Genomic DNA, 23,572 nt, shown 5'->3' on the forward strand with positions numbered 1-23,572 from the left:
TCAGATGCGTCGCTGGCGCGTGAGCGCCGGAATCTTCGTCTCGGGCACTTCGATGCGTTGTACCTGCCCCACCGCCGCGGCCACCAACGCCAGCGTCGGCTGACCGAACAACACACGGACATCGGCCTCCATGCCTTCCTTGCGCATGCGTTCGATCAGCGCCACGGCCAACAACGAGTGTCCGCCCAGTTCAAAGAAATGGTCATGGCGACCAACGCGCTCGACCTTCAGCAACTCGGCCCACAGCGCGGCAAGCTTCATCTCGGTGTCACCCATGGGGGCTTCATAAAGACGCAGGGAAAACGCGCTGCTATCGGGTGCCGGCAAGGCCTTGCGGTCGAGCTTGCCGTTGGGGGTCAGGGGCAGTTCATCGAGGTGCACGTAGGCCACGGGGACCATGTAGGCCGGCAGTTGCCCTTGCAGATAGCTGCGCAGAACCTCGATATCCACCGCTTCCGATTGAGTGAAATAGGCCACCAGGCGTTTGTCGCCCGGCACGTCTTCACGGGCCAGTACCACCGCTTCTTTCACCGCGTCGTGTTGAGCGAGCTTGGCTTCGATCTCGCCCAGTTCGATGCGGAAACCACGGATCTTCACCTGGTCGTCGTTACGGCCCAGGTATTCGATGTTGCCGTCCGGCAGGTAACGGCCGAGGTCGCCGGTCTTGTACATCCGGGCGTTCGGTTCACAGCTGAACGGATCCTTGAGGAAACGCTCGGCAGTGAGGTCATCACGATTGAGATAACCACGGGCGACACCGGCACCACCGATGTAGATTTCTCCTGGGACACCCAATGGCACCGGCTGCTTATGCTCATCCAGCAGGTAGAACTGGGTGTTCGCGACCGGCTTGCCGATGTGGGCAGCAAAGCCGTCTTCACGGGCCATCGACACCCAACTCGAATAGGTCGTGGTTTCCGAAGGGCCGTAGAGGTTGCACAGGCGTTTGACTGAAGTCTGTTCGAAGAGCGTTTCCACCAGACTGCGCTTGAGCGCTTCACCGGCCACGTTCACCGTGTCCACACCCTCGCCCAGCCCACCGGACTCCAACAGCGCCTTGAGCGCCGACGGCACGGTGTTGATCAGGGTGATGTCGTGCTCGCCGTGTTGCAGTTCCAGCACATTAGTGACTACCTCGATGCTGCCGCCGCTAGTCAACGGTGCAAAGCACTCGTAAACCGCGAGATCGAAGTTCAGCGAGGTCGAGAACAGGGTTTTCGACAGGGTTTGCGCATCGAACGAACGATGGGCCCAAGTCAGGAAGTTCACCGTGTTGCGGTGTTCGATCATCACGCCTTTCGGCAAGCCGGTGGAACCGGAGGTGTAGATCACGTAAGCCAGATGCGCCGAGGTCAGCTCGGCAATCTCTGGATTCGAGACGGATTCGTCCTGCCAGCGCCCACTACCGAGGTCGATCACCGGCATCAAAGCACCGGCCAACAAACCAACCGTTGCCGATTGGGCCAGGACCACGGCCGGAGCGCTGTCTTCCAGCATGTAGGCAATCCGATCCGCCGGATAGGCCGGATCCAGCGGCACATAACCGCCGCCCGCCTTGAGGATCGCCAGCAAGCCCACGACCATGTCGAGGCCACGCTCGACACAGATCGCCACCCGTGAATCCGGCCGCACGCCCTGCTTGCGCAGGTAATGCGCCAAGCGGTTGGCCTGCTCATTCAGTTCGCCGTAGCTCAGACGCTGATCGCCATGCAGCACTGCAAGCGCATCCGGCGTGCGCTGCGCCTGCTCTTCGAACAACCCATGGACGGTCTGCTCCAGCGGATACTCGGCCTCGGTGGCGTTGAACGCCACCAGCAGTTGCTCACGTTCCGCTGCCGGCAGAATCGGCAGATCGTGAAGTGGTGCCCCCGGTGTCTGCTCGAGCATTCGGATCAGGCCTTGCAGCGCGTGCTGCACATAACCGCAGATGCGTTGTGCGCCCATCTGTGCCGGCGTCATGACCGTGAAGCTGAATGCCTCGCCCTGGTCATCGACGTTCAAGGTCAGCGGATAGTTGGTGCGCTCCTCGCCACTGAGTATCTGGATACCCTCCCAGGCCGACAACGCTTCGGTCGACGTCGTCGCCCCGGTATGACGGTAGTTGAGCAAGGCACTGAACAGCGGCGTCGGTGCTTCCACGCCGCTGCAACGTTGCGCCAGGGCCAACGAGGCGTGCTCATGGCCGAGCAACGCGGTCAAGCGTGCATGGGTCGCCTTCACGCCCGCACCGACAGCGGTTTGCCCCAGGTTCACCCGCAGCGGCAAGGTATTGATGAACATCCCCAGCGCCCGGTCGGCACCCTCGCCGCCCTGCATCCGGCCGACCAGCACAGTACCGAACACCACGTCGTCCTTGCCCGACACCTTACCCAGCACCTGCGCCCAGACCAAGTGATACAGGCTGGCCGCGCTCACGCCCAACTGACGGGCCTGGGCTCGCACCCGTCGACTCAGATCGGCATCGACGTCCTGGCGAACCTCTTCGATGCCACTGCCGTCGCCTTGCACATCCTGCAAGCCGAACGGCAGCGTCGGTTCGTCGAGGTCACCCAGCATGTCGCGGAAGAACGCTTCATGAGCCTCACGGCTTACGCCCAAGCGGGCCTGGGCCACGTAATTGCGATACGGCACCGATATTGGCAAACGCTGTGCCTGCCCGAGCATGTACGCCTCGATTTCCGCCGCCAGCGCCGCCAGGGAGGTGGCATCGTCCACCAGGTGATGGAACAGCAGGATGCCCACCCAGCGTTGATTCATCGGATCTTGCGCATAGGCAATTCGCATCATCGGCGCCTGGCGCACGTCCAGGCGGTAGTGCCGCGGGTCGAAACGCTGATGCAGTTGCATGGCGATATCGCCTGCCGTCGGGTCCAGCGGTACCGCTTCCACACCCAGCTCCGCGTTACGCCAGACCACCTGCACCGGCTCGGCCAGGCCTTCCCAGACCACACCGGTGCGCAGGATGTCGTGGCGGGCGACGACCGCTTGCAACGCTTGGGCAAAATCCTCCAGGCGGGTGAAATTGTCGAAACCGAACATCACATATTGCAGGTAGGGATCACCCTGGGCGGCGGCGAGATGGTGATACAGAATGCCTTCCTGCAACGGCGCCAGGGCATAGATGTCCTGCACATTGGCGACGCCGCCGGGCACCGTGGCAACGATCCGCTCGATGGCCTCCTGGTCCAGGTCGGCCAGGGGCAACATGGCGGAAGTGATCCGCGAACAACCGTGCGGGATCCGGTTGACCGGCACCACGACGTCCGTGCACGTACCAACCGCAGCGGCCAATGCAGCCAATGTCGGCTGGCCGAACAGCACGCGCACATCGGCGCTCAAACCGGCCTGGCGCATGCGTTCGATCATTTTCACCGCCAGCAGCGAATGACCGCCCAACTCGAAGAAGTTGTCATGGCGACCGATCCGCTCCAGGTCCAGCAAATCCTGCCAGATTCCGGCAATGGCGACTTCGACTTCACCTTGCGGCGCCTCGTACTCACGGGTAATGACCGACGCCAGGTCCGGTGCCGGTAGCGCCTTGCGATTCAATTTGCCATTCGGCGTCAGCGGCAATGCCTCAAGTTGCACATAGGCTGCCGGCACCATGTATTCCGGCAGTTGCCCTTGCAACTGAGTTCGCAGGCTTTCGATCTCGACGCGGTGCTCGTCACCGTGCACGGTGAAATACGCCACCAGGCGCTTGGCCCCCGGCACGTCTTCGCGAGCCAGCACCACGGCTTCCTTGATCGCCCCGTGCTGGGCAAGCTTGGCCTCGATCTCGCCGAGTTCGATACGGAAGCCACGGATCTTCACCTGGTCATCGTTACGCCCCAAGTAGTCGATGTTGCCGTCCGCCAGATAACGCCCCCGGTCGCCGGTGCGGTACATTCGGGCATTCGGGCGGTCACTGAACGGGTCGACGAGGAAACGCTCGGCCGTCAACTCCGCACGGTGCAGATAACCCCGCGCCACCTGGACGCCACCGATGTAGATCTCCCCGGCCACGCCCATAGGCACCGGTTGCTGGTGGGCGTCGAGCAGATAGATCCGGGTGTTGGCGATCGGCTTGCCGATCGGCGTGCTGTCCGGCGTCTCGGCACCGGAACAGTCCCACGCCGTCACGTCGACGGCCGCTTCGGTCGGTCCATACAGGTTGTGCAAAGACGTCCGTGGCAATTGCGCCTTGAAGCGCCGCACCAGATGGCCCGGCAAGGCTTCGCCGCTGCACATCACCTGGCGCAACCCCTCGCACTCGCCAGCCTCGCCATGGGCCAGGAATACGTCCAGCATCGACGGTACGAAGTGCATCGTGGTGATGCCTTGGGTCTGGATCACTTCGCGCAGGTACGCCGGATCGCGATGCCCGCCCGGACGCGCCATCACCAGCCGCGCGCCGGTGAACAGCGGCCAGAAGAACTCCCACACCGAGACGTCGAAGCTGAACGGGGTCTTCTGCAGCACCGCGTCCGCGGCGCTCAGTGTGTAGGCGTCCTGCATCCACAGCAGGCGGTTGACCACCGCGCCATGCTCGTTCATCACGCCTTTGGGCAGGCCGGTCGAACCGGAGGTGTAGATGACGTAGGCCAAATGGCTGGCATGCAGGCCCGAGACCTGCGGATTGCCGGTCGGCTGCGTGGCGCAGTCTTCGTCTTCGAACACCATCACCCTGGCGTCGGTCGCGGGCAGGCTCGCCTGCAAGGCGCGTTGGATCAGCACCACGGCTGGGGCGCTGTTTTCCAGCATGTAGGCCAAACGGTCGGCCGGATAATCCGGGTCGAGCGGCACGTAGGCGGCGCCCGCTTTCAGGATGCCCAGCAGCGCCGCGACCATGTCCGTGCTGCGGTCCATGCAGACAGCCACGCGGTCATCCGGGCGAATGCCCAGGGCAAGCAACCGGTGGGCGATCTGGTTGGCACGGTGGTTCAACTGCGCGTAACTCAGCTGCTCTGCGTCAGCCACCACTGCAATGCCGTCTGGTGACGCCAGTGCCTGCGCTTCGAACAGACCGTGCAAGGTCAACCCTTGCGGATAGTCGACGGCCGTGGCGTTGAACGCTTCCAGCAGGTGTTGGCGCTCGACTGCCGGCAGGCTCTCCAGCTCGTACGGCGGCGTGTCGGATCCTTGCTCCAGTGCGGTTACAAGGCTCTCGAGGGTGGTTTGCATGTACTCACCGATGCGTTGCGCACCGATTCCGCGCGCCACCTGCACCACCAGGCTGAACCCTTCGCCCTCATCATCCACGGCCAGCGTCAACGGGTAGTTGGTACGTTCCTCACCACCGATGGACTCGATCCCCTGCCACGCCGACACCATCTGCGCGGTGACTTCGACCGAGCAATGGCGATAATTGAGCATGGCACTGAACAGCGGCGTCGGCGCTACCACGCCACTGCAACGCTGGGCCAGGGCCAGCGGAGCGTGTTCATGACCGAGCAGTGCGGTGAGCCGTTGATGCGTGGTTTTCACACCCTCCCGCACACCGCACCCAACCAGGCTCACCCGCAACGGCAGGGTATTGATGAACATGCCCAGCGCATGATCGGCACCCTCTCCGCCTTGCATCCGACCCAGCAGCACCGTGCCGAAGACCACTTCGTCGCGTCCGCTGACACGGCCCAGCACCTGTGCCCAGGCCAAATGCATCAGGCTCGCCGCACTGACACCCAACTGCCGCGCCTGGCCACGAAGACGACGACACAGCCCCGCCTCCAGCGCCAGCTTTACCTCCTCCACGCCGTTACCGTCACCTTGCACATCCCGCAGGCCGAACGGCAGCGTCGGCTCATCGATATCGCCAAGCATGTCGCGGAAGAACCCTTCGTGCTCCTCCTGGCTGACGCCGAGGCGCGCCTGGGTCACGTAGTTGCGGTAAGGCACCGCAGCACCCAACTGGTCGGCCCTGCCGAGCAAGTGGGCCTGCATTTCCCGCTCCAGCACCTCCAGCGCGGTATGGTCCAGCACCGAGTGATGGAACAACAGCATCGCCACCCAGCGCTGATTGGCGACATCTTCGGCGAACACCAGGCGCAACAACGGCGCCTGGCGCATATCCAGCCGGTAATGACGGGCATCGAAACGCTCATACATTTGTGCAACAACTTCTGCGCCGTCAGCTTCCGGTTCGAATGCCTCGAAGCTGAGTTGCGCCCGACGCCACACGACCTGCACCGGTTCGTCGAGCCCTTCCCAAGCCATCGATGTCCTGAGGATGTCATGGCGATCGATCACCTGCTGCAACGCCTGGGCGAAGCTGTCCAGACGACTGCGGTCATCAAAACCGAACAGCGTCTGCAACACGTAGGGGTCACCTCTGTTTGCGGTCAGATGGTGATACAGGATGCCTTCCTGCAACGGCGCCAGGGGGTAGATGTCCTGGACGTTGCCCGCACCACCCGGCACGCTCGCCACGATCCGGTCGATGGCCTCCTGGCTCAGAATGGCCAGTGGCAACATGTCCGGGGTGATCCGCTCGCAACCTTCGACAATGGCATTGGCCGGTACCACCACATCGCGATGCCCACCCACCGCAGCGGCCAATGCCCGTAGCGTTGGCTGGCTGAACAGGTCGCGCACGTCTACCGACAGACCGGCCTGACGCATCCGCTCGATCAACCTCATCGCCAGCAGCGAATGACCGCCCAGTTCGAAGAAATGATCGTGACGGCCGACCCGTTCCACCTTCAACAGGTCCACCCACAAGCCGGCCAGGGTCTGTTCGATTTCCCCCTGCGGCGCCTCGTAGGCTTCGCTCGCGTAGGCCTCGGCATGCGGCGCGGGCAGCGCCTTGCGGTCCACCTTGCCGTTGAGTGTCAGAGGGAAAAGCGGCAGGAACACGAACGCGCCGGGCACCATGTACTCGGCCAGGGTTGCGGACAACTGCTCCCGCAGCCCGGCCACAGTCAACATGACTTCCGGCTGCGCAACGACATAGGCCACCAGGCGTTTCTCGCCCGATTCATCGGCCCGCACCATCACCACGGCATCCTGCACCCCTGCACAGGTGACCAGTCTGGCTTCGATTTCACCCAGTTCGATCCGGAAACCCCGGATCTTCACTTGATCGTCGTTACGCCCCAGGCACTCCAGGCTGCCTTCCGGCAACCAGCGGCCAAGGTCGCCCGTGCGGTACAACAACGCACCAGGCTCGTCGCTGAACGGATCGGCAATGAATTTCTCCGCAGTGAGGTCGGGGCGGTTCAGATACCCCTTCGCCACGCCTTTGCCGCCGATGTAGATTTCGCCGACGACACCCAACGGAACCAGTTGCTGACGCGCGTCCAGCACGTACACCTGGGTATTGGAGATCGGTCCGCCAATCGGCACGCTCTGCGCGTCTTCGGCCACCGCCTTCACTTCCAGCGTAGTGGCGTAGGTGGTGGTTTCAGTCGGGCCATAGCAATGCACCAGGCGCAACGCCGGCGCCAGGCTCAGCAGGCGCCGGAACGACGCCACATCGGCCCGTTCGCCACCGCACAGCAGAATACGCAGACCAGCCATGGCCTCAGGAATCAGTTGCACGTACTGATTGAAGATCGCCGTGGTCACGAACAACACCGTGGCCCCCGAGTCACTCAGCACCTGGGCGAAACGTGCCGGCTCAAGCAGCGTCTCATGGTCGATCACCACCACCTGCCCACCGTTGAGCAGCGCGCCCCACACGTCCATGGTACTGGCGTCGAACGCCGGATTGGAGGCAAAGGCGATCCGGTCATGCTCATTGAAGTCGGCATAACCGTTGTTGATCACCAACCGATTGATTGCCCGGTGTGGAACCAGTACGCCCTTGGGCTGCCCCGTGGAGCCCGAGGTGTACATGATGTAGGCAATCGACTCGCTGGACTGTTCAAGCCCTGGATTGTGGGTGGCCCCGTGCGGTTCCAGCGTGTCCAGGTCAACGCGGCGCACGTTCGGAGGTATCGACTCGCTGCTGGACGTCAATACAAAGAACGCCCGGCAATCCGCGAGCATGAATCCCTGCCGCTCCAGCGAAGCATTCCGGTCCAGCGGGACGTAGGTCGCCGCGCACTTGAGAATGGCCAACTGGCTGGTCAGCAGATCGATCGAACGCGGCAACAAGATCGCCACACAGTCGTTCGGTCGCACGCCAAGACCGATCAGGTGATGGGCCAGGCGGTTCGCTTGCGCGTTCAGCTCCCCATAAGTCACTTGCCGCTGTCCATGTTTCACCGCAATTGCCTGCGGCAAGTGGGCCGCCCGGGCCTCGAACAGCGCCAGCACGGTCTCGTCCTGAGGATAGATGCGCCGGGTGGCGTTGAAGTCCACCAGCAACTGGTCGCGTTCGACCTGCGGCAGGATTTCCAGACGGTTGAGCGGGGTTTTCAGCGCTTGCTCCAGCGCCTGCACCAACCGCTCGAGCGCGGTGTGCATATACGCACAGATGCGGCTTGCGCCAACGCCTTGCGACACCAGGGTACTCAGGGAAAAGCCGTCGCCCAGGTCGTCCACCGACAGCGTCAGCGGATAGTTCGTGCGTTCTTCGCTGTCCAGGGCTTCCATGCCCTGCCAGGCGGCCGTGGCCTGCGCCGAGATGACCCCGGCGGCGCTGTGCCGATAGTTCAGCAAGGCACTGAACAGCGGGGCCGGAGCCGCGACGCGGCTGCAACGTTGCGCCAGGGCCAGCGAAGCATGCTCATGACCAAGCAATGCAGTCAGCCGCTCGTGGACCGCCTTGACCCCGGCCTCCGCGCCCTGTTCATCCAGCATCACCCGCAGCGGCAAGGTGTTGATGAACATCCCCAGGGCCCGGTCGGCGCCTTCGCCGCCCTGCATCCGCCCCATCAGTACGGTGCCGAACACCACATCCTCGCGCCCGGACAAGCGCCCCAGCACCTGTGCCCAGGCCAGATGGTGAAGGCTGGCCGCACTCACGCCCATCCGGCGTGCCTGGGCCCGCAGACGGCGACTCAAATCGACATTCACCGCGAGCCGCGCTTCCTCGATACCGCGACCGTCACCCTGCACCTGCTGCAAACCAAGGGGCAGCGTCGGCTCATCGACATCACCGAGCATGTCCCGGAAAAAGGCCTCGTGCTGTTCCTCGCTGATACCCAGGCGCGCCTGGGCCACGTAATTGCGGTACGGCATCGCTGCCGGCAATTGTTCCTGCTGCCCCAGCAGGTGCATCTGCATTTCCTGTTGCACCACGTCCAACGCGGTATGGTCCAGGGCGATGTGGTGGAACAACAGCATCGCCACCCAGCGCTCGTTGAGCGGGTCATGGGCAAATCGAAGACACATCAGCGGAGCCTGGCGGATATCGAGGCGATGATGACGGGAATCGAAGCGCGAATGCAGCTGGGCCACGACGTCGCCATCCGATGCTTGTGCATCGAACGGTTCGACGCTCAGGACGGCCTTGCGCCAGACCACCTGCATCGGCTGTTCCAACCCCTCCCACAGCACCGAAGTCCGCAGAATGTCGTGGCGATCGATCACGCCTTGCAGCGCTTGCGCGAAGGCATCCAGGCGCGGCTTGTCCTGGAAGGCGAACATCGCCTGCAGCACATAGGGGTCGCCCTGTTGCGCCGAGAGGTGGTGATAAAGAATACCGTCCTGCAGGGGCGCCAGCGGGTAGATGTCCTGGACATTCGCGGCACCGCCCGGCACCGTTGCGACGATGCAGTCGATGGCATCCTGGGTCAATGTGGCCAGGGGCAACATGTCCGGGGTGATCCGTTCACAACCGGGAGCGATACCGTTGGCCGGCACCTGGACTTCATTGCCGCTGCCCACCGCCGCGGCCAGTGCCGCTAGGGTCGGTTGGCCGAACAACACCCGTACATCGGCGCTCAAGCCGACCTGGCGCATCTGCTCGATCAGGTTGACCGCCAGCAGGGAGTGACCGCCCAGTTCGAAAAAGTGATCGTGACGCCCCACCCGCTCGACATTGAGGATCTGCGTCCACAACTTCGCCAGGAGGGTTTCGGTTTCGCCCACGGGCGCCTCATAACCGCGCGTCAGGATCGACGCCTGGTCCGGCATCGGCAAGGCCTTGCGATCGAGCTTGCCGTTGGCAGTCAGTGGCAAGGCATCGAGCCGCACATAGGCAGCCGGTACCATGTAATCCGGCAAGCGGGTTTGCAGGTGGGTGCGCAGCGCTTCGATATCCACGTTGTCGCAAGGCGGTTGCAATGTGAAGTAGGCGACCAGGCGCTTTTCCCCCGGCACGTCTTCACGAACCAGTACCGCCGCGTCTTTTACGCTCTCGTGTTGTGCCAGTCGGGCTTCGATCTCGCCCGGCTCGATGCGGAACCCGCGGATTTTCACCTGACCGTCGTTCCGGCCCAGGTATTCGATGTTGCCGTCTGGTAAATAGCGCCCCAGGTCACCGGTGCGGTACATCAAGGCCTGTGGGTTGAACGGATCAGGGATGAACTTCTCGGCGGTCAGCTCCGGCCGGTTCAAATAGCCGTTCGCAACGCCCAGGCCGGCGATATACAACTCGCCGGGTACACCGTGGGGCACGGGCCGATGCTGGGCGTCCAGCAGGTAGACCCGAGTGTTGCCGATCGGACGACCAATCGGAATGCTGCCCGCGTCGACCGACTTGATCTCGTAGGTGGTCGAGAAGGTGGTGGCTTCCGTTGGTCCGTAGCCGTTGAGCAGATGCTCCGGTGCGCCGTGTTCCAGGACGCGGCCAATCACGGTCGGATCCAGCACATCGCCGCCGACGATCAGGTAGCGCAGTTGCCTGAACACTGCCATCAGGCTGGCGGCGTACTGGTGAAACAGCCCCGCCGTCATCCACAACACATTGACCGACTGTTCAAGCAGGAACGTTGGCAGCCGTTCCTGGGACAGCAATACGTCCTGCTCCACCACAATCACACAACCGCCATTGAGCAACGGTGCCCAGACTTCCAGGGTGCTGGCGTCGAAAGCCGGGTTCGAAGCGAACGCCACGCGATCCTGCTCGTTGAAGTCGGCATAGCCGTTGTTGATGACCAGCCGGGAAATGGCCCGGTGCGGCACCAGCACGCCTTTCGGTGTGCCAGTGGAGCCGGAGGTGTACATGATATAGGCCGGTGCTTCGCTCGACTGCGGCGGCGCCCCGTTCCAGGTCGGCAGTCCCTCCAGGTCGAGGCTATCGAGATCCACCCGCCGCACGCCATCGGCCAGGCTCTCGGTACCGTGGGTCAACACCAGCACGGCCCGACTGTCCTGCAGCATGAACTGCTGGCGCTCCGCGGGTGCATTGACGTCCAGCGGCAGGTAGACCGCCGCGCACTTGAGGATCGCCAGTTGACTGATCAACAGGTCCAGCGAGCGCGGCAGCACGATGGCCACCGTATCCTGGGGCCGCACACCGAGGTCAATCAGATGCCGGGCCAAGCCATCGGCTTTGGTATTCAGTTCACGGTAGGTCAGGGTCTGTCCTGCCTGTACTGCCGCCAGCGCATCCGGACGGGCCTGCGCCTGCGCCTGAAACAAGGCATGAACCGTTTGCGCCTGCGGATAAGCGCGATCGGTGTGGTTGAATGACTGCAAGACTCGCTCGCGCTCCTCCTGCGGCAGCACCGACAGGTCGTTGAGCAGTGACTCCGGAGCGCATTCCAGTGCGGTGATCAAGTACTCGAGCGCCGCCTGCATGTAATTGCAGATGCGTTGTGCACCGATCTGCCCGCTCGCCTGCACCTCCAAGGCAAAGTCATCGGAGAAATCATCCACCGAGAGGATCAGCGGATAGTTGGTCCGTTCCTGCGCGCTCAGGGCTTCAATACCCTCCCAGGCCTGGAGCACTTCCGGCCCGGGAACCTGGTCCGCACCCGCGCTGTGGCGGTAGTTCAACAGTGCGCTGAACAGCGGCGCCGGCGCCGCCACGCCGCTGCACCGTTGTGCCAGGGCCAGGGAGGCATATTCATGACTGAGCAAGGCGCTCAGCCAGCCATGGGTGCTTTTCACCCCGTCGCGCACGCTCTGCGCGCCCACGCCCACCCGCAACGGCAAGGTATTGATGAACATGCCCAGCGCCCGGCTCAGGCTTTCACCGGCCTGCATGCGCCCCAGCATCACGGTACCGAACACCACATCTTCACGCCCCGAGACGCAGCCCAGCACCTGGGCCCAGGCCAGATGGAAGATGCTTGCCGCGCTGACCCCGAGCTGACGCGACTGCATCCGCACCCGGCGACTGAGCTCCTGGCTCAGCGGTTGATGGTGCTCTTCGATGGCGCTGCCGTCGCCCAGCACATCCTGCTGGCCGAACGGCAAGGTCGGCTCATCCAGATCACCCAGCATCTTGCTGAAGAACGCCTCATCGGCCTGGCGCTGACCCGCCTGGCGGGTTCGCGCCACATAGTTACGGTAAGGGATAGCCGGCTGCAATTGCCCGGCCTGTCCCATCAACCAGGCTTGCATTTCGTTCTGCACGACCGCCAATGCGGCATGGTCCAGAGCCATGTGATGAAACAACAGCATAGCGACCCAGCGCTGGTTGGCGGGGTCCTCGGCACACACCAGCAACAGCAGCGGTGCCTGGCTGAGATCCAGGCGATAGTGACGAGGGTCGAAACGGGCTTGCAGTTGCGTAAGGACGTCGCCCTCGGCCAGCTCGGCGCTGATGTCCTTGACGCCCAGTCGAGCCTGACGCCAGACCACCTGGAGCGGTGCCTCCAGATTCTCGCGGACGATGGCCGTGCGCAGGATGTCATGGCGATCGATCACGTGTTGCAGGGCATCGACAAAGTCCGACAGACGCTCGCGATTGCTGATGCTGAAATGCGCCTGCAGGACATAGGGATCGCCCTGGGTCGCGGTCAAGTGGTGATAGAGGATCCCTTCCTGCAAGGGTGCCAGCGGATAGATATCCTGCACATTGGCCGCCCCGCCCGGCACCGTGGCGACGACGCGATCGAGGGTCGGTTGATCCAGTGTGACCAGCGGCAGCATTTCTGGCGTGATCCGAGCGCAATCGACAGCAATGCCATTGGCTGGAACGTCGACCTCAGCGGTCTTGCCGTCGTCATACTCGCCGCTGTTGATCAACTCGATCAGTTTGGCTTTGTGCTCTCGCAACAAGGCCAGTACCGCCGGCTCCTTCAATGACTGTTTCCGGCCCCGTACAACGAGCTGGTCGCCGTTGACCGAAAGCTGTACGTCTTTTTCTTTTAATGTCGCCAACAGTTCGATCACACTCACAGGACAATCTCCATTTTTTCTGTCATGGCCGCGTATTCCGAGAGCGTGGGTTGCTCGAACAGCGTCCGTACATCCGCTTCCATGCCCTCCTGGCGCATCCGCTCCATCAGGCTGACGGCCAGCAAAGAGTGCCCGCCCAGCTCGAAGAAGTGATCGTGACGGCCAACGCGTTCCACGTTGAGGACCTCGGCCCACAGGCGGGCCAGATTGATTTCGGTCTCGCCGATCGGGGCTTCGTAACCACGGGTGATGACCGACGTCAGATCCGGTGCCGGCAACGCCTTGCGGTCGAGCTTGCCGTTAGGGCTCAACGGCAATGCGTCGAGGCGCACGTAGGCCATCGGCACCATATGGGCCGGCAGGTGTGCCAGCAGGTAGACACGCAGTGCCTCGATGTCCGTCGTTTCGTCCGGCGAACAGGCGGTGAACCAGGCCACCAGGCGCTTGTCGCCCGGCACCTCTTCACGCACCAGTACCACGGCCTCCTTCACCACCTCGTGCTGGGCGAGCCTGGCTTCGATCTCCCCCAGTTCAATGCGGAAACCGCGGATCTTCACCTGATCGTCGTTACGCCCCAGGTATTGCAGGGTGCCGTCGGGCAGCCAGCAGCCGATGTCGCCGGTCTTGTACAGGCGGGCATCGGCCCGCTCGCTGAACGGGTCGGCGATGAAGCGTTCGGCACTGAGCTGCGGCAGATTGAGGTAACCGCGTGCCACGCCGACGCCACCGATATGGATCTCACCGGGAACGCCCACCGGCACCAACTGGCCGTAACTGTCCAGCACATGCAATTGCATGTTGCGGATCGGCCGGCCGATCGGAATCGAGCGGTTGCGGTAGGTGTCCAGATCGGGATCGACGGTGTGCCAGGCAACCACGTCACTGCACTCGGTGGGCCCGTAGCTGTTGATGATCGCTGGCCGTGGCAGCGGCAGTTTTTCCAGCATGGCGACTTGGATCGGTTCGCCACCCAGTACCACCCGTTTCAGGCAGGCCAGTGACGCGTGGCGATCGGCGTCCACCAGTGCATGGAAGGCGCTGGGGGACATGTTGAGGCAGGTGATCCCGGCCTCGGCGACCTGGGCGACGATGGCGCTCGGGTTGAACGGTTCTTCGGCCAGGTGCAACGAGGCGCCCACCATCAACGGGGCGAGGATGTTCTTCTGGGTCAGGTCGAAGTTATAGGACGAGGCCAGCAGCACCGCATCGCCGGCATGGAAGGCCAGGTCGTCGAGGTACCAGTCCAGCAGGTTGTTCAAGCCGCGATGTTCGACCATCACACCTTTTGGCAGCCCGGTGGAGCCAGAGGTGTAGATTACGTAGGCCAGGTGGCCCGGCGTCAGATCCGTTGCCTGCGGGTCGTGGTCCGGTTCGTCCTGCCAGACACCGGCATCCAGGTCGATCAGTGGCACCGCCCCGTGGGACAGCAGGCCCCTGGTCCGGGCTTGCGTGAGTGCGGCAATCGGTGCGCTGTTTTCCAGCATGTAGGCCAGGCGATCCGCCGGGTAAGCCGGATCCAGCGGTACATAGCCACCGCCGGCCTTGAGCACCGCCAGCAGGCCGACCACCATGTCCGCGCTACGCTCGACACAGATCGCCACCCGCGAATCCGGCTGTACGCCCTGTTTACGCAGGTAATGCGCCAACCGATTGGCCCGGGCATTCAGCTCGCGATAACTCAGGCGTTGTTCGCCATGCACCACCGCCACGGCCTCAGGCGTGCGATGCGCCTGGGCTTCGAACAGCTCGTGAATGAACGATTGCTGCAGGTCATCGGCTTCGTTGGCATTGAATTCCAGCAGCAACTTGCGGCGTTCGTCGTGGGGCAGGATGGACAACCGATGCAACGGCGCTTCAGGTGTCTGCTCCAGCATCACGATCAGACTTTCCAGCGTCTGTTGCACGTAGCCGCACAGGCGCTGCGCACCAATGCGTGCCGGCGTCATGACCGTGAAACTGAATGCCTCGCCTTGGTCGTCGACGTTCAAGGTCAACGGGTAATTGGTCCGCTCTTCACCACCGAGCACCTGGATACCGCTCCAGGCCGACAGCGCCTCGGTCGAGGTCAGCGCGCCGGTATGGCGGTAGTTGAGCAAGGCACTGAACAACGGCGTCGGTGCTTCCACGCCGCTGCAACGTTGCGCCAGGGCCAACGAGGCGTGCTCATGGCCGAGCAACGCGGTCAAGCGTGCATGGGTCGCCTTCACGCCCGCACCGACAGCGGTTTGCCCCAGGTTCACCCGCAGCGGCAAGGTATTGATGAACATCCCCAGCGCCCGGTCGGCACCCTCGCCGCCCTGCATCCGGCCCACCAGCACAGTCCCGAACACCACGTCGTCCTTGCCCGACACCTTGCCCAGCACCTGCGCCCAGACCAGGTGATACAGGCTGGCGGCGCTCACGCCCAACTGACGGGCCTGGGCTCGCACCCGTCGACTCAGATCGGCATCGACGTCCTGGCGAAGCTCTTCGATGCCACTGCCGTCGCCTTGCACATCCTGCAAGCCGAACGGCAGCGTCGGTTCGTCGAGGTCACCCAGCATGTCGCGGAAGAACGCTTCATGAGCCTCAGAGCTCACACCCAGGCGGGCCTGGGCCACGTAGTTGCGATACGGCACAGAGGCCGACAGGTGCTGCCCCTCGTCGAGCATGTGCGCCTCGATTTCCGCAGACAGCACCGCCAGCGACGTCGCGTCGTCCACCAAATGATGGAACAGTAGGATCGCCACCCAGCGCTGGTTCGCCGGGTCTTGCGCATAAGCGATGCGCATCAGCGGCGCCTGGCGGATGTCCAGGCGATAGTGCCGCGGATCGAAACGCTGGTGCAGTTGCATGGCGATATCGCCTGCCGTCGGATCCAGCGACACCGATTCGACCTGCAACCGAGCATCGCGCCAGACTACCTGCACCGGCTCGGGCAGGCCTTCCCAGACCACACCGGTGCGCAGGATGTCGTGGCGGGCAACGACCGCTTGCAACGCCTCGGCAAAACTTTCCAGGCGCGTGAAGCTGTCGAAACCGAACATCACATATTGCAGGTAGGGATCACCCTGGGCGGCGGCGAGATGGTGATACAGAATGCCTTCCTGCAACGGCGCCAGGGCATAGATGTCCTGCACATTGGCGACGCCGCCGGGCACCGTGGCAACGATCCGCTCGATGGCGTCCTGGTCCAGGTCGGCCAGGGGCAGCATGTCCGGGGTGATTCGCGTGCAGCCAGCGGGAATGAGGTTGGCCGGCACCACGACTTCGTGGACACCGCCCACGGCCGCAGCCAACGCAGCCAGGGTCGGCTGACCGAACAACACCCGGACGTCGGCGCTCAGGTCGACCTGACGCATGCGCTCGATCAACTTCACCGCCAGCAGCGAATGACCGCCCAATTCGAAGAAGTTGTCATGGCGTCCGATCCGCTCCAGGTCCAGCAGGTCTTGCCATAGCGCGGCGATGGTCGTCTCGACCGTCCCCTGCGGAGCTTCGTATTCACGGGTTGCCACCGCCGACCGATCCGGTGCCGGCAAGGCCTTACGGTCCAGCTTGCCGTTGGTGGTCAACGGGAAGGCTTCGAGCATCACGAAGGCACTCGGCACCATGTAGTCCGCCAGCGAACCCAACAACTCGGCACGCAGGTCGGCAGCGGATGGCTGCACGTCTTCCTTGGCGATGACATAAGCCACCAGGCGCTTGTCGCCCGGCTCGTCTTCGCGGGCGATGACCACCGCTTCGCTGACACCCGCACAGGCCGCCAGTGTTGCTTCGATCTCACCCAATTCGATACGGAAGCCACGGATCTTCACCTGGTCATCGTTACGGCCCAGGTATTCGATGCTACCGTCCGCCAGCCAGCGACCCAGGTCGCCGGTCTTGTACATGCGGGCGTTCGGTTCATCGCTGAACGGGTTCTTCAGGAAACGTTCGGCGGTCAGTTCGTCGCGGTTCAGGTAACCGCGGCTCACACCCGCACCACCGACGTACATTTCACCCACCACGCCCACCGGCACCGGCTCGCGCCGCGCGTCGAGCACGTACAGTTGCAGGTCGGGAATACGCCCGCCAATCGGGCTGACGCCGACCAACTGGGCATCCGCCGCACACAGTGCACGGTAGGTCACGTGCACGGTGGTTTCGGTGATGCCGTACATGTTCACCAGTTGCGTACCGGCATTGATTGCCCGGGCGTACCACGGCTTGAGAATGCCGGTTTCCAATGCTTCGCCGCCGAAGATCACCTGGCGCAGGCTGTGGCTCAAGTCGCTTTCGCCCTGGGCCCCGATCAACTGGCGGAACGCGCTTGGCGTCTGGTTCAGCACCGTGACGCCCGCCTCGCACAACAGTGCGTAGCAGTCCTGTGGCGAACGGCTGACCAGTTGCGGCACCACCAACAAACGACCGCCATGGGTCAGCGCGCCCCAGATTTCCCAGACCGAGAAGTCGAAGGCGAAGGAATGGAACAACGCCCAGACGTCCTGCGGGCCGAAGTCGAACCATGGTTGCGTGGCCGAAAACAACCGCGCGACGTTGCGATGCTCGACCATTACCCCTTTCGGTAAACCAGTGGAACCGGAGGTGTAGATCACATAGGCCAAGTGCCTGGACGTCAGCGTCTCGAGACCAGGGTTGTGCTGCGGTTGTTGCGCGATACCCGCTGTTTCAGGCTGATCGAGCAGCAATACGGAGGCAGACAGCCCGGGCAGATGAGCTAACAGATGCGACTGGGTGAGCAATGCCACCGGCGCGCAGTCGTCGAGCATGAACGCCAGGCGCTCCTGAGGATAAGCCGGATCCAGCGGCACATAACCGGCACCCGCCTTGAGGATGCCCAACAGGCCGACAATCATGTCCAGGCCACGCTCGACGCAGATCGCCACCCGGTCATCCGGACGAATGCCCAGGGCCAGCAGGCGATGGGCGAGCTGGTTGGCCCGTGTGTTGAGTTCGCCGTAGGTCAGCGTGCGGTCCTCGAACACCACAGCCACGGCGTCGGGTTGCGCCGCCGCCCAGGCCTCGAATTGCCCGTGGATCAATGCATCATCGGCATACACCGCGTCCGAAGCATTCCAGGTCTCCAGCAACTGCCGACGCTCGGCCGCAGGCAACACCGTCAGGCTGTGCATCGGCGTTTGCGGGGCGTACTCCAAGGCATCCACCAGGCTTTGCAGGGCAACCTGCATATAGCCACTGATGCGTTGGGCACTGAGCTGCGCATCCACCTGGACCGTCAGGCTGAAATCGTCACCCAGGTCATCGACATTCAATGTCAGCGGATAGTTGGTCCGTTCCTCGCTGGACAGCCTCTGCATGCCGCTCCAGGCCGACAACACTTCGTCCGTTATCTGAGTCGCACTGTGCCGATAATTCAGCAGTGCGCTGAACAGCGGGGTTGGCGCGGCCACGCCGCTGCAACGCTGAGCCAGGGCCAGCGACGCATGCTCGTGGCCCAACAGGCCGGTCAAGCGCCCGTGGGTCATGCGGACCGCGTCACGCACACTCTGCTCATCCACCGGCACACAGACCGGCAAGGTATTGATGAACATGCCCAGCGCCCGGTCGGCTCCTTCGCCGCCCTGCATCCGGCCCAGCAATACCGTGCCGAACACCACTTCTTTCTGTCCGGTCGCCATGCTCAAGACCTGGGCCCAGGCCAGATGGACCAGGCTCGCGGCGCTCACACCGAGCAGTCGCGCCTGGGTCCGCAGACGAAGGCTCAGCGCTTGACCGAGCGCTTCGCTTACTTCCCCGATGCCGCGTCCGTCGCCTTGCACCTGTGCCAACCCGAAGGGCAGCGTTGGCTCATCGACGTCAGCCAGCATCTCGCGGAAGAACGCCTCGTGTTCCGCCTCGCTCATGCCCAGTCGGGCCTGGGCCACGTAGTTGCGATACGGCACGGCTTCAGTCAGTTGCCCGGCCTCGCCGATCAAGTGCGCCTGCATCTCGTGTTGCACCACTTCCAGCGCAGTGTGGTCCAGCGCCATGTGGTGGAACAGCAGGGTCGCCACCCAACGCGCCTGAGCTTCATCCTGGGCATAGACCAGCTGCAGCATCGGTGCTCGACGTAGGTCCAGGCGATAATGGCGAGCATCGAAGCGGCTCGCCAGTTGCGTGGCGACATCGCCGGCCGTGGCATCGGCTTCGAAGCATTGCGGCTCCAGCAGGACCTTGCGCCAGACCATCTGCAGCGGTTCGTCCAGACCTTCCCAGGCCACGCTGGTGCGCAGGATGTCGTGACGGTCGATCACCCCCTGCAACGCGTCGACGAACGCGTCGAGACGCTCACGGTTGTCAAAGGCGAACTGCGATTGCAGCACATAGGGGTCGCCCTGTTCGGCGGCCAGGTGATGATAGAGGATGCCTTCCTGTAGCGGCGCCAGCGGGTAGATGTCCTGCACATTGGACGCGCCACCCGGAACGGTGGCGACGATCCGGTCGATCGTTTCCTGGTCGAGGCTCACCAACGGCAGCATGGCCGGGGTGATGCGCCCACAGCCGGACTCGATGAGATTCGCCGGCACCTCGACTTCCTTGCCGCTGCCGACGGCGGCCGCCAGCGCCGCCAGGGTCGGCTGACTGAACAGCACCCTCACATCGGCGCTCAAACCGACCTGGCGCATGCGCTCGATCAGGGTCACCGCCAGCAGCGAATGGCCACCGAGTTCAAAGAAGTGGTCGTGACGCCCCACCTGCTCGACCTTGAGCACCTCGGCCCAGAGCCGAGCCAGGGTGGTTTCGATCTCGCCCAGTGGGGCTTCGTATTCGCGACTGGCATAGGCATCGGCATCCGGGGCCGGCAGCGCGCGGCGGTCCAGCTTGCCGTTGGCAGTCAATGGGAAGGATGGCAGCATCACAAAGGCGCTGGGGACCATGTACTCGGCCAGCGTGCTTGCCAACTGGCTGCGCAGGTCGTGTACCGACAGGCTGACGTCCGCTTCCGGAATCACATAACCCACCAGGCGTTTCGGCCCGGCTTCATCCTGCCGCGCCAGCACCACGGCGTCTTTCACGCCGACGCACTGGCCCAGCCGCGCCTCGATCTCGCCCAGTTCGATACGGAAACCACGGATCTTCACCTGGTCGTCGTTACGCCCCAGGTAATCCACGGTGCCGTCCGTGCGCCAGCGCGCCAGGTCGCCGGTGCGGTAGAGCAAGGCCGCCGGATCGGCGCAGAACGGGTCGGCGACAAACTTCTCGACGGTCAGCTCGGGGCGGTTCAGATAGCCGAGAGCGACACCGTCACCGCCGATGTACAACTCGCCGGTCACGCCCATCGGCACGGGCTGCTGGTTCGCATCCAGCACGTAGACGCGGGTGTTGCCGATAGGACAACCAATCGGGATACCACCCTCGCCCACGGTTTGGATTTCATACGTGGTCGTGAACGTCGTGGCTTCTGTCGGACCATAGCCGTTGAGCAGATGCTGCGGCGCGCCGTCTTTCAAGACGCGACCGATCACCGCCGGATCGAGCACATCTCCGCCCACGATCAGGTAGCGCAGCTGTTTGAACACCGGCAGCATGCCCGCGGCGTACTGGTGGAACAACCCAGCGGTCATCCACAGCACACTGACCGACTGCTCGGTCAACAGCGCCGCAAAGCGCTCCTGGTCCAACAATACATCCTGCTCGACCACCACCACGCAACCGCCGTTGAGCAACGGCGCCCAGACATCCAGGGTGCTGGCGTCGAACGCCGGGTTGGAGGCAAACGCCACCCGGTCCTGCTCGTTGAAATCGGCATAACCGTTGTTGATCACCAAGCGGTTGACCGCCCGATGCGGCACCAGCACGCCCTTCGGTATTCCGGTGGAACCGGAGGTGTACATGATGTACGCGACTGATTCGGCGCTCAGGGTCAGATCGAGGTTATCGGCGGATTCATCCAGCTCGACGTTATCCAGGTCCACCCGTTGCACACCTTCAGGCACAACCATCGTGCTCAGGGTCAGCACCAACCGTGCGCCACTGTCCTGGACCATGAACTGCTGGCGTTCGACCGGTGCGTTGACATCCAGCGGCACGTAGACGGCAGCACATTTGAGCACGGCCAATTGACTGACCAGCAGGTCAACCGAACGCGCCAGCCCGATGGCCACGCTGTCGCCCAGTTGGGTGCCCAGACCAGTCAGGTGGCGAGCCAGGCGGTTGGCCCTGGCGTTGAGTTCGCGGTAAGTCAGGCCATGCCCGGCATGGACCACGGCAACGGCGTCGGGATGCACCTGCACCTGGGCTTCGAACAGGCCATGGACGGTGCTGTCCCGTGGATAGCTGCGAGTGGTCGCGTTGAAGTCTGCCACCACCTGCTGGCGCTCGTCCGCCGGCAGGATCGACAGACTGTCCAATCGCGTCTGCGGTGCCTGCTCCAGGGCCTCCACCAAATGTTCCAGCGCGACGTTCATATAGACACAGACCCGCTGTGCGCCGATCTGCGGTACAGCCAGCGCCGTCAGGCCGAAGCCTTCGCCCAGGTCGTCCACCGAGAGGCTCAGCGGATAGTTGGTGCGTTCTTCGATGTCGAGGGTCTCGATGCCTTCCCAACCGGCCAGGGTCTCGCTCGAATGCTCGTCAACCGCGCTATGCCGATAATTGAGCAACGCACCGAACAACGGCATCGGCGCGGCTACGCCGCTGCAACGCTGGGCCAGCGCCAGGGAGGCATGCTCGTGCCCCAGCAGGCCGGTCAACCGGGCGTGAGTGGCCTTCACGCCGTCACGCACGCCCTGGTCGCCCACATCCACCCGCAACGGCAAGGTGTTGATGAACATGCCCAGCGCCCGATCAGCCCCATCGCCACCCTGCATCCGCCCCATCAACACGGTGCCGAACACCACATCCGGTTTGCCGGACACCTGGCCCAGCACCTGCCCCCAGGCCAGGTGAACCAGGCTGGCCGCACTCACGCCGAGCTGGCGCGCCTGGGCTCGCAGACGCAGGCTCAACGACAGGTCGACAGGCAGCCTGGCTTCCTCGATATCCCGTCCATCCCCCTGCACATCCTGAAGACCGAACGGCAGCGTCGGCTCGTCTACATCACCGAGCATCTCGCGGAAGAACGCTTCGTGCTCCGCTTGGCTCACGCCCAGGCGAGCCTGGGCCACATAGTTGCGATACGGCACAGCCGCGGCCAGCGGCTCGGCCTCGCCCAACAGATGCGCCTGCATCTCGTGCCGCACCACCTCCATGGCGGTGTGGTCCAGCGCCATATGGTGGAACAGCAGCATCGCGACCCAACGCTGGTTGGCCGCGTCCTGGGCAAACACCAGGCGCATCATGGGCGCCCGGGTGATATCGAGACGGTAATGCCGTGGATCGAAACGCTCCTGCAACAGGGTAGCGACATCGCCCGCCCCGGCTGCCAGCGCCACCTCATCCACCGCCAGCGGCGCGTTGCGCCAGACCACTTGCACTGGCGAATCGAACCCTTGCCACACCACGCTGGTACGGAGGATGTCGTGCCGGTCGATGACATGCTGCAACGCATCTGCAAAGGCCGACAGCCGATCCCGACTGCATACTTCAAACAGGATTTTCAACACATAGGGATCGCCCTGCTCGGCGGCCAGGTGATGGTAATGGATACCTTCCTGCAGCGGCGCCAACGGGTAGATGTCCTGCACATTGCGAGCGCCGCCCGGCACCGTTGCCACGACCCGGTCAATCGCCTCCTGATCAAGCTGGATCAGCGTGAGCATGGCTGGCGTAATCCGTTCACAGCCGCAGGCGATCAGGTTCGCAGGCACCTTGACCTCCTTGCCGCTGCCGACGGCCGCGGCCAGCGCCGCCAGGGTCGGCTGGCTGAACAGCACCCGCACGTCAGCGCTCAAACCGGCCTGGCGCATGCGCTCGATCAACGTCACCGCCAACAGCGAGTGACCGCCCAGCTCGAAGAAATGATCATGACGACCGATGCGCTCGACGTTGAGCAGGTCTTGCCATAGCTGTGCCAACGTGGCTTCGACTTCGCCTTGCGGGGTCTCATAGGCCCGTGTGGCGAGTGAGTCAAGATCCGGCGCCGGCAGTGCGCGACGATCCAATTTGCCGTTGGCGGTCAGCGGCCATGCGTCGAGGCGCATGTAGGCCACCGGCACCATGTACTCCGGCAGTAGCCCTTGCAGATGGGCGCGCAACGCCTCGATGTCCACGTCCTGCGCTTGAGTGAAGTAAGCCACCAAGCGTTTCTCACCCGGCACGTCTTCGCGGACCAGGACCACGCAGTCCCTCACAGCATCATGTTGTGCGAGTCGGGCTTCGATCTCGCCCAGTTCGATGCGGAAGCCACGGATCTTCACCTGGTCGTCGTTGCGACCCAGGTAATCCACGGCGCCGTCGGCACGCCAGCGCGCCAGGTCGCCGGTGCGGTAGAGCAAGGCCGCCGGATCGGCGCTGAACGGATCGGCAACGAATTTCTCGGCGGTCAGTTCCG

At 63.6% G+C, this 23,572-nt stretch carries 2 protein-coding genes (1 of these 2 only partly in view); both read right to left on the minus strand.

What is annotated here, in order from left to right:
- Positions 1-13,158 (minus strand): amino acid adenylation domain-containing protein, encoded by a 13,158-nt coding sequence (locus PCOSP_RS17210; RefSeq protein ID WP_464709129.1) that lies wholly within the window; start codon positions 13,156-13,158, stop codon positions 1-3.
- Positions 13,155-23,572, minus strand: the 3' portion of a protein-coding gene (locus PCOSP_RS17215; RefSeq protein WP_464709130.1) for an amino acid adenylation domain-containing protein. Its footprint extends 7,969 nt past the window's final position; only the last 10,418 of its 18,387 coding nucleotides appear in the window; its start codon lies off the right edge, out of view; the stop codon is at positions 13,155-13,157. The genes PCOSP_RS17210 and PCOSP_RS17215 overlap by 4 nt, the downstream gene beginning before the upstream one ends.

The sequence above is a fragment of the Pseudomonas sp. MAFF 730105 genome (assembly GCF_055380705.1).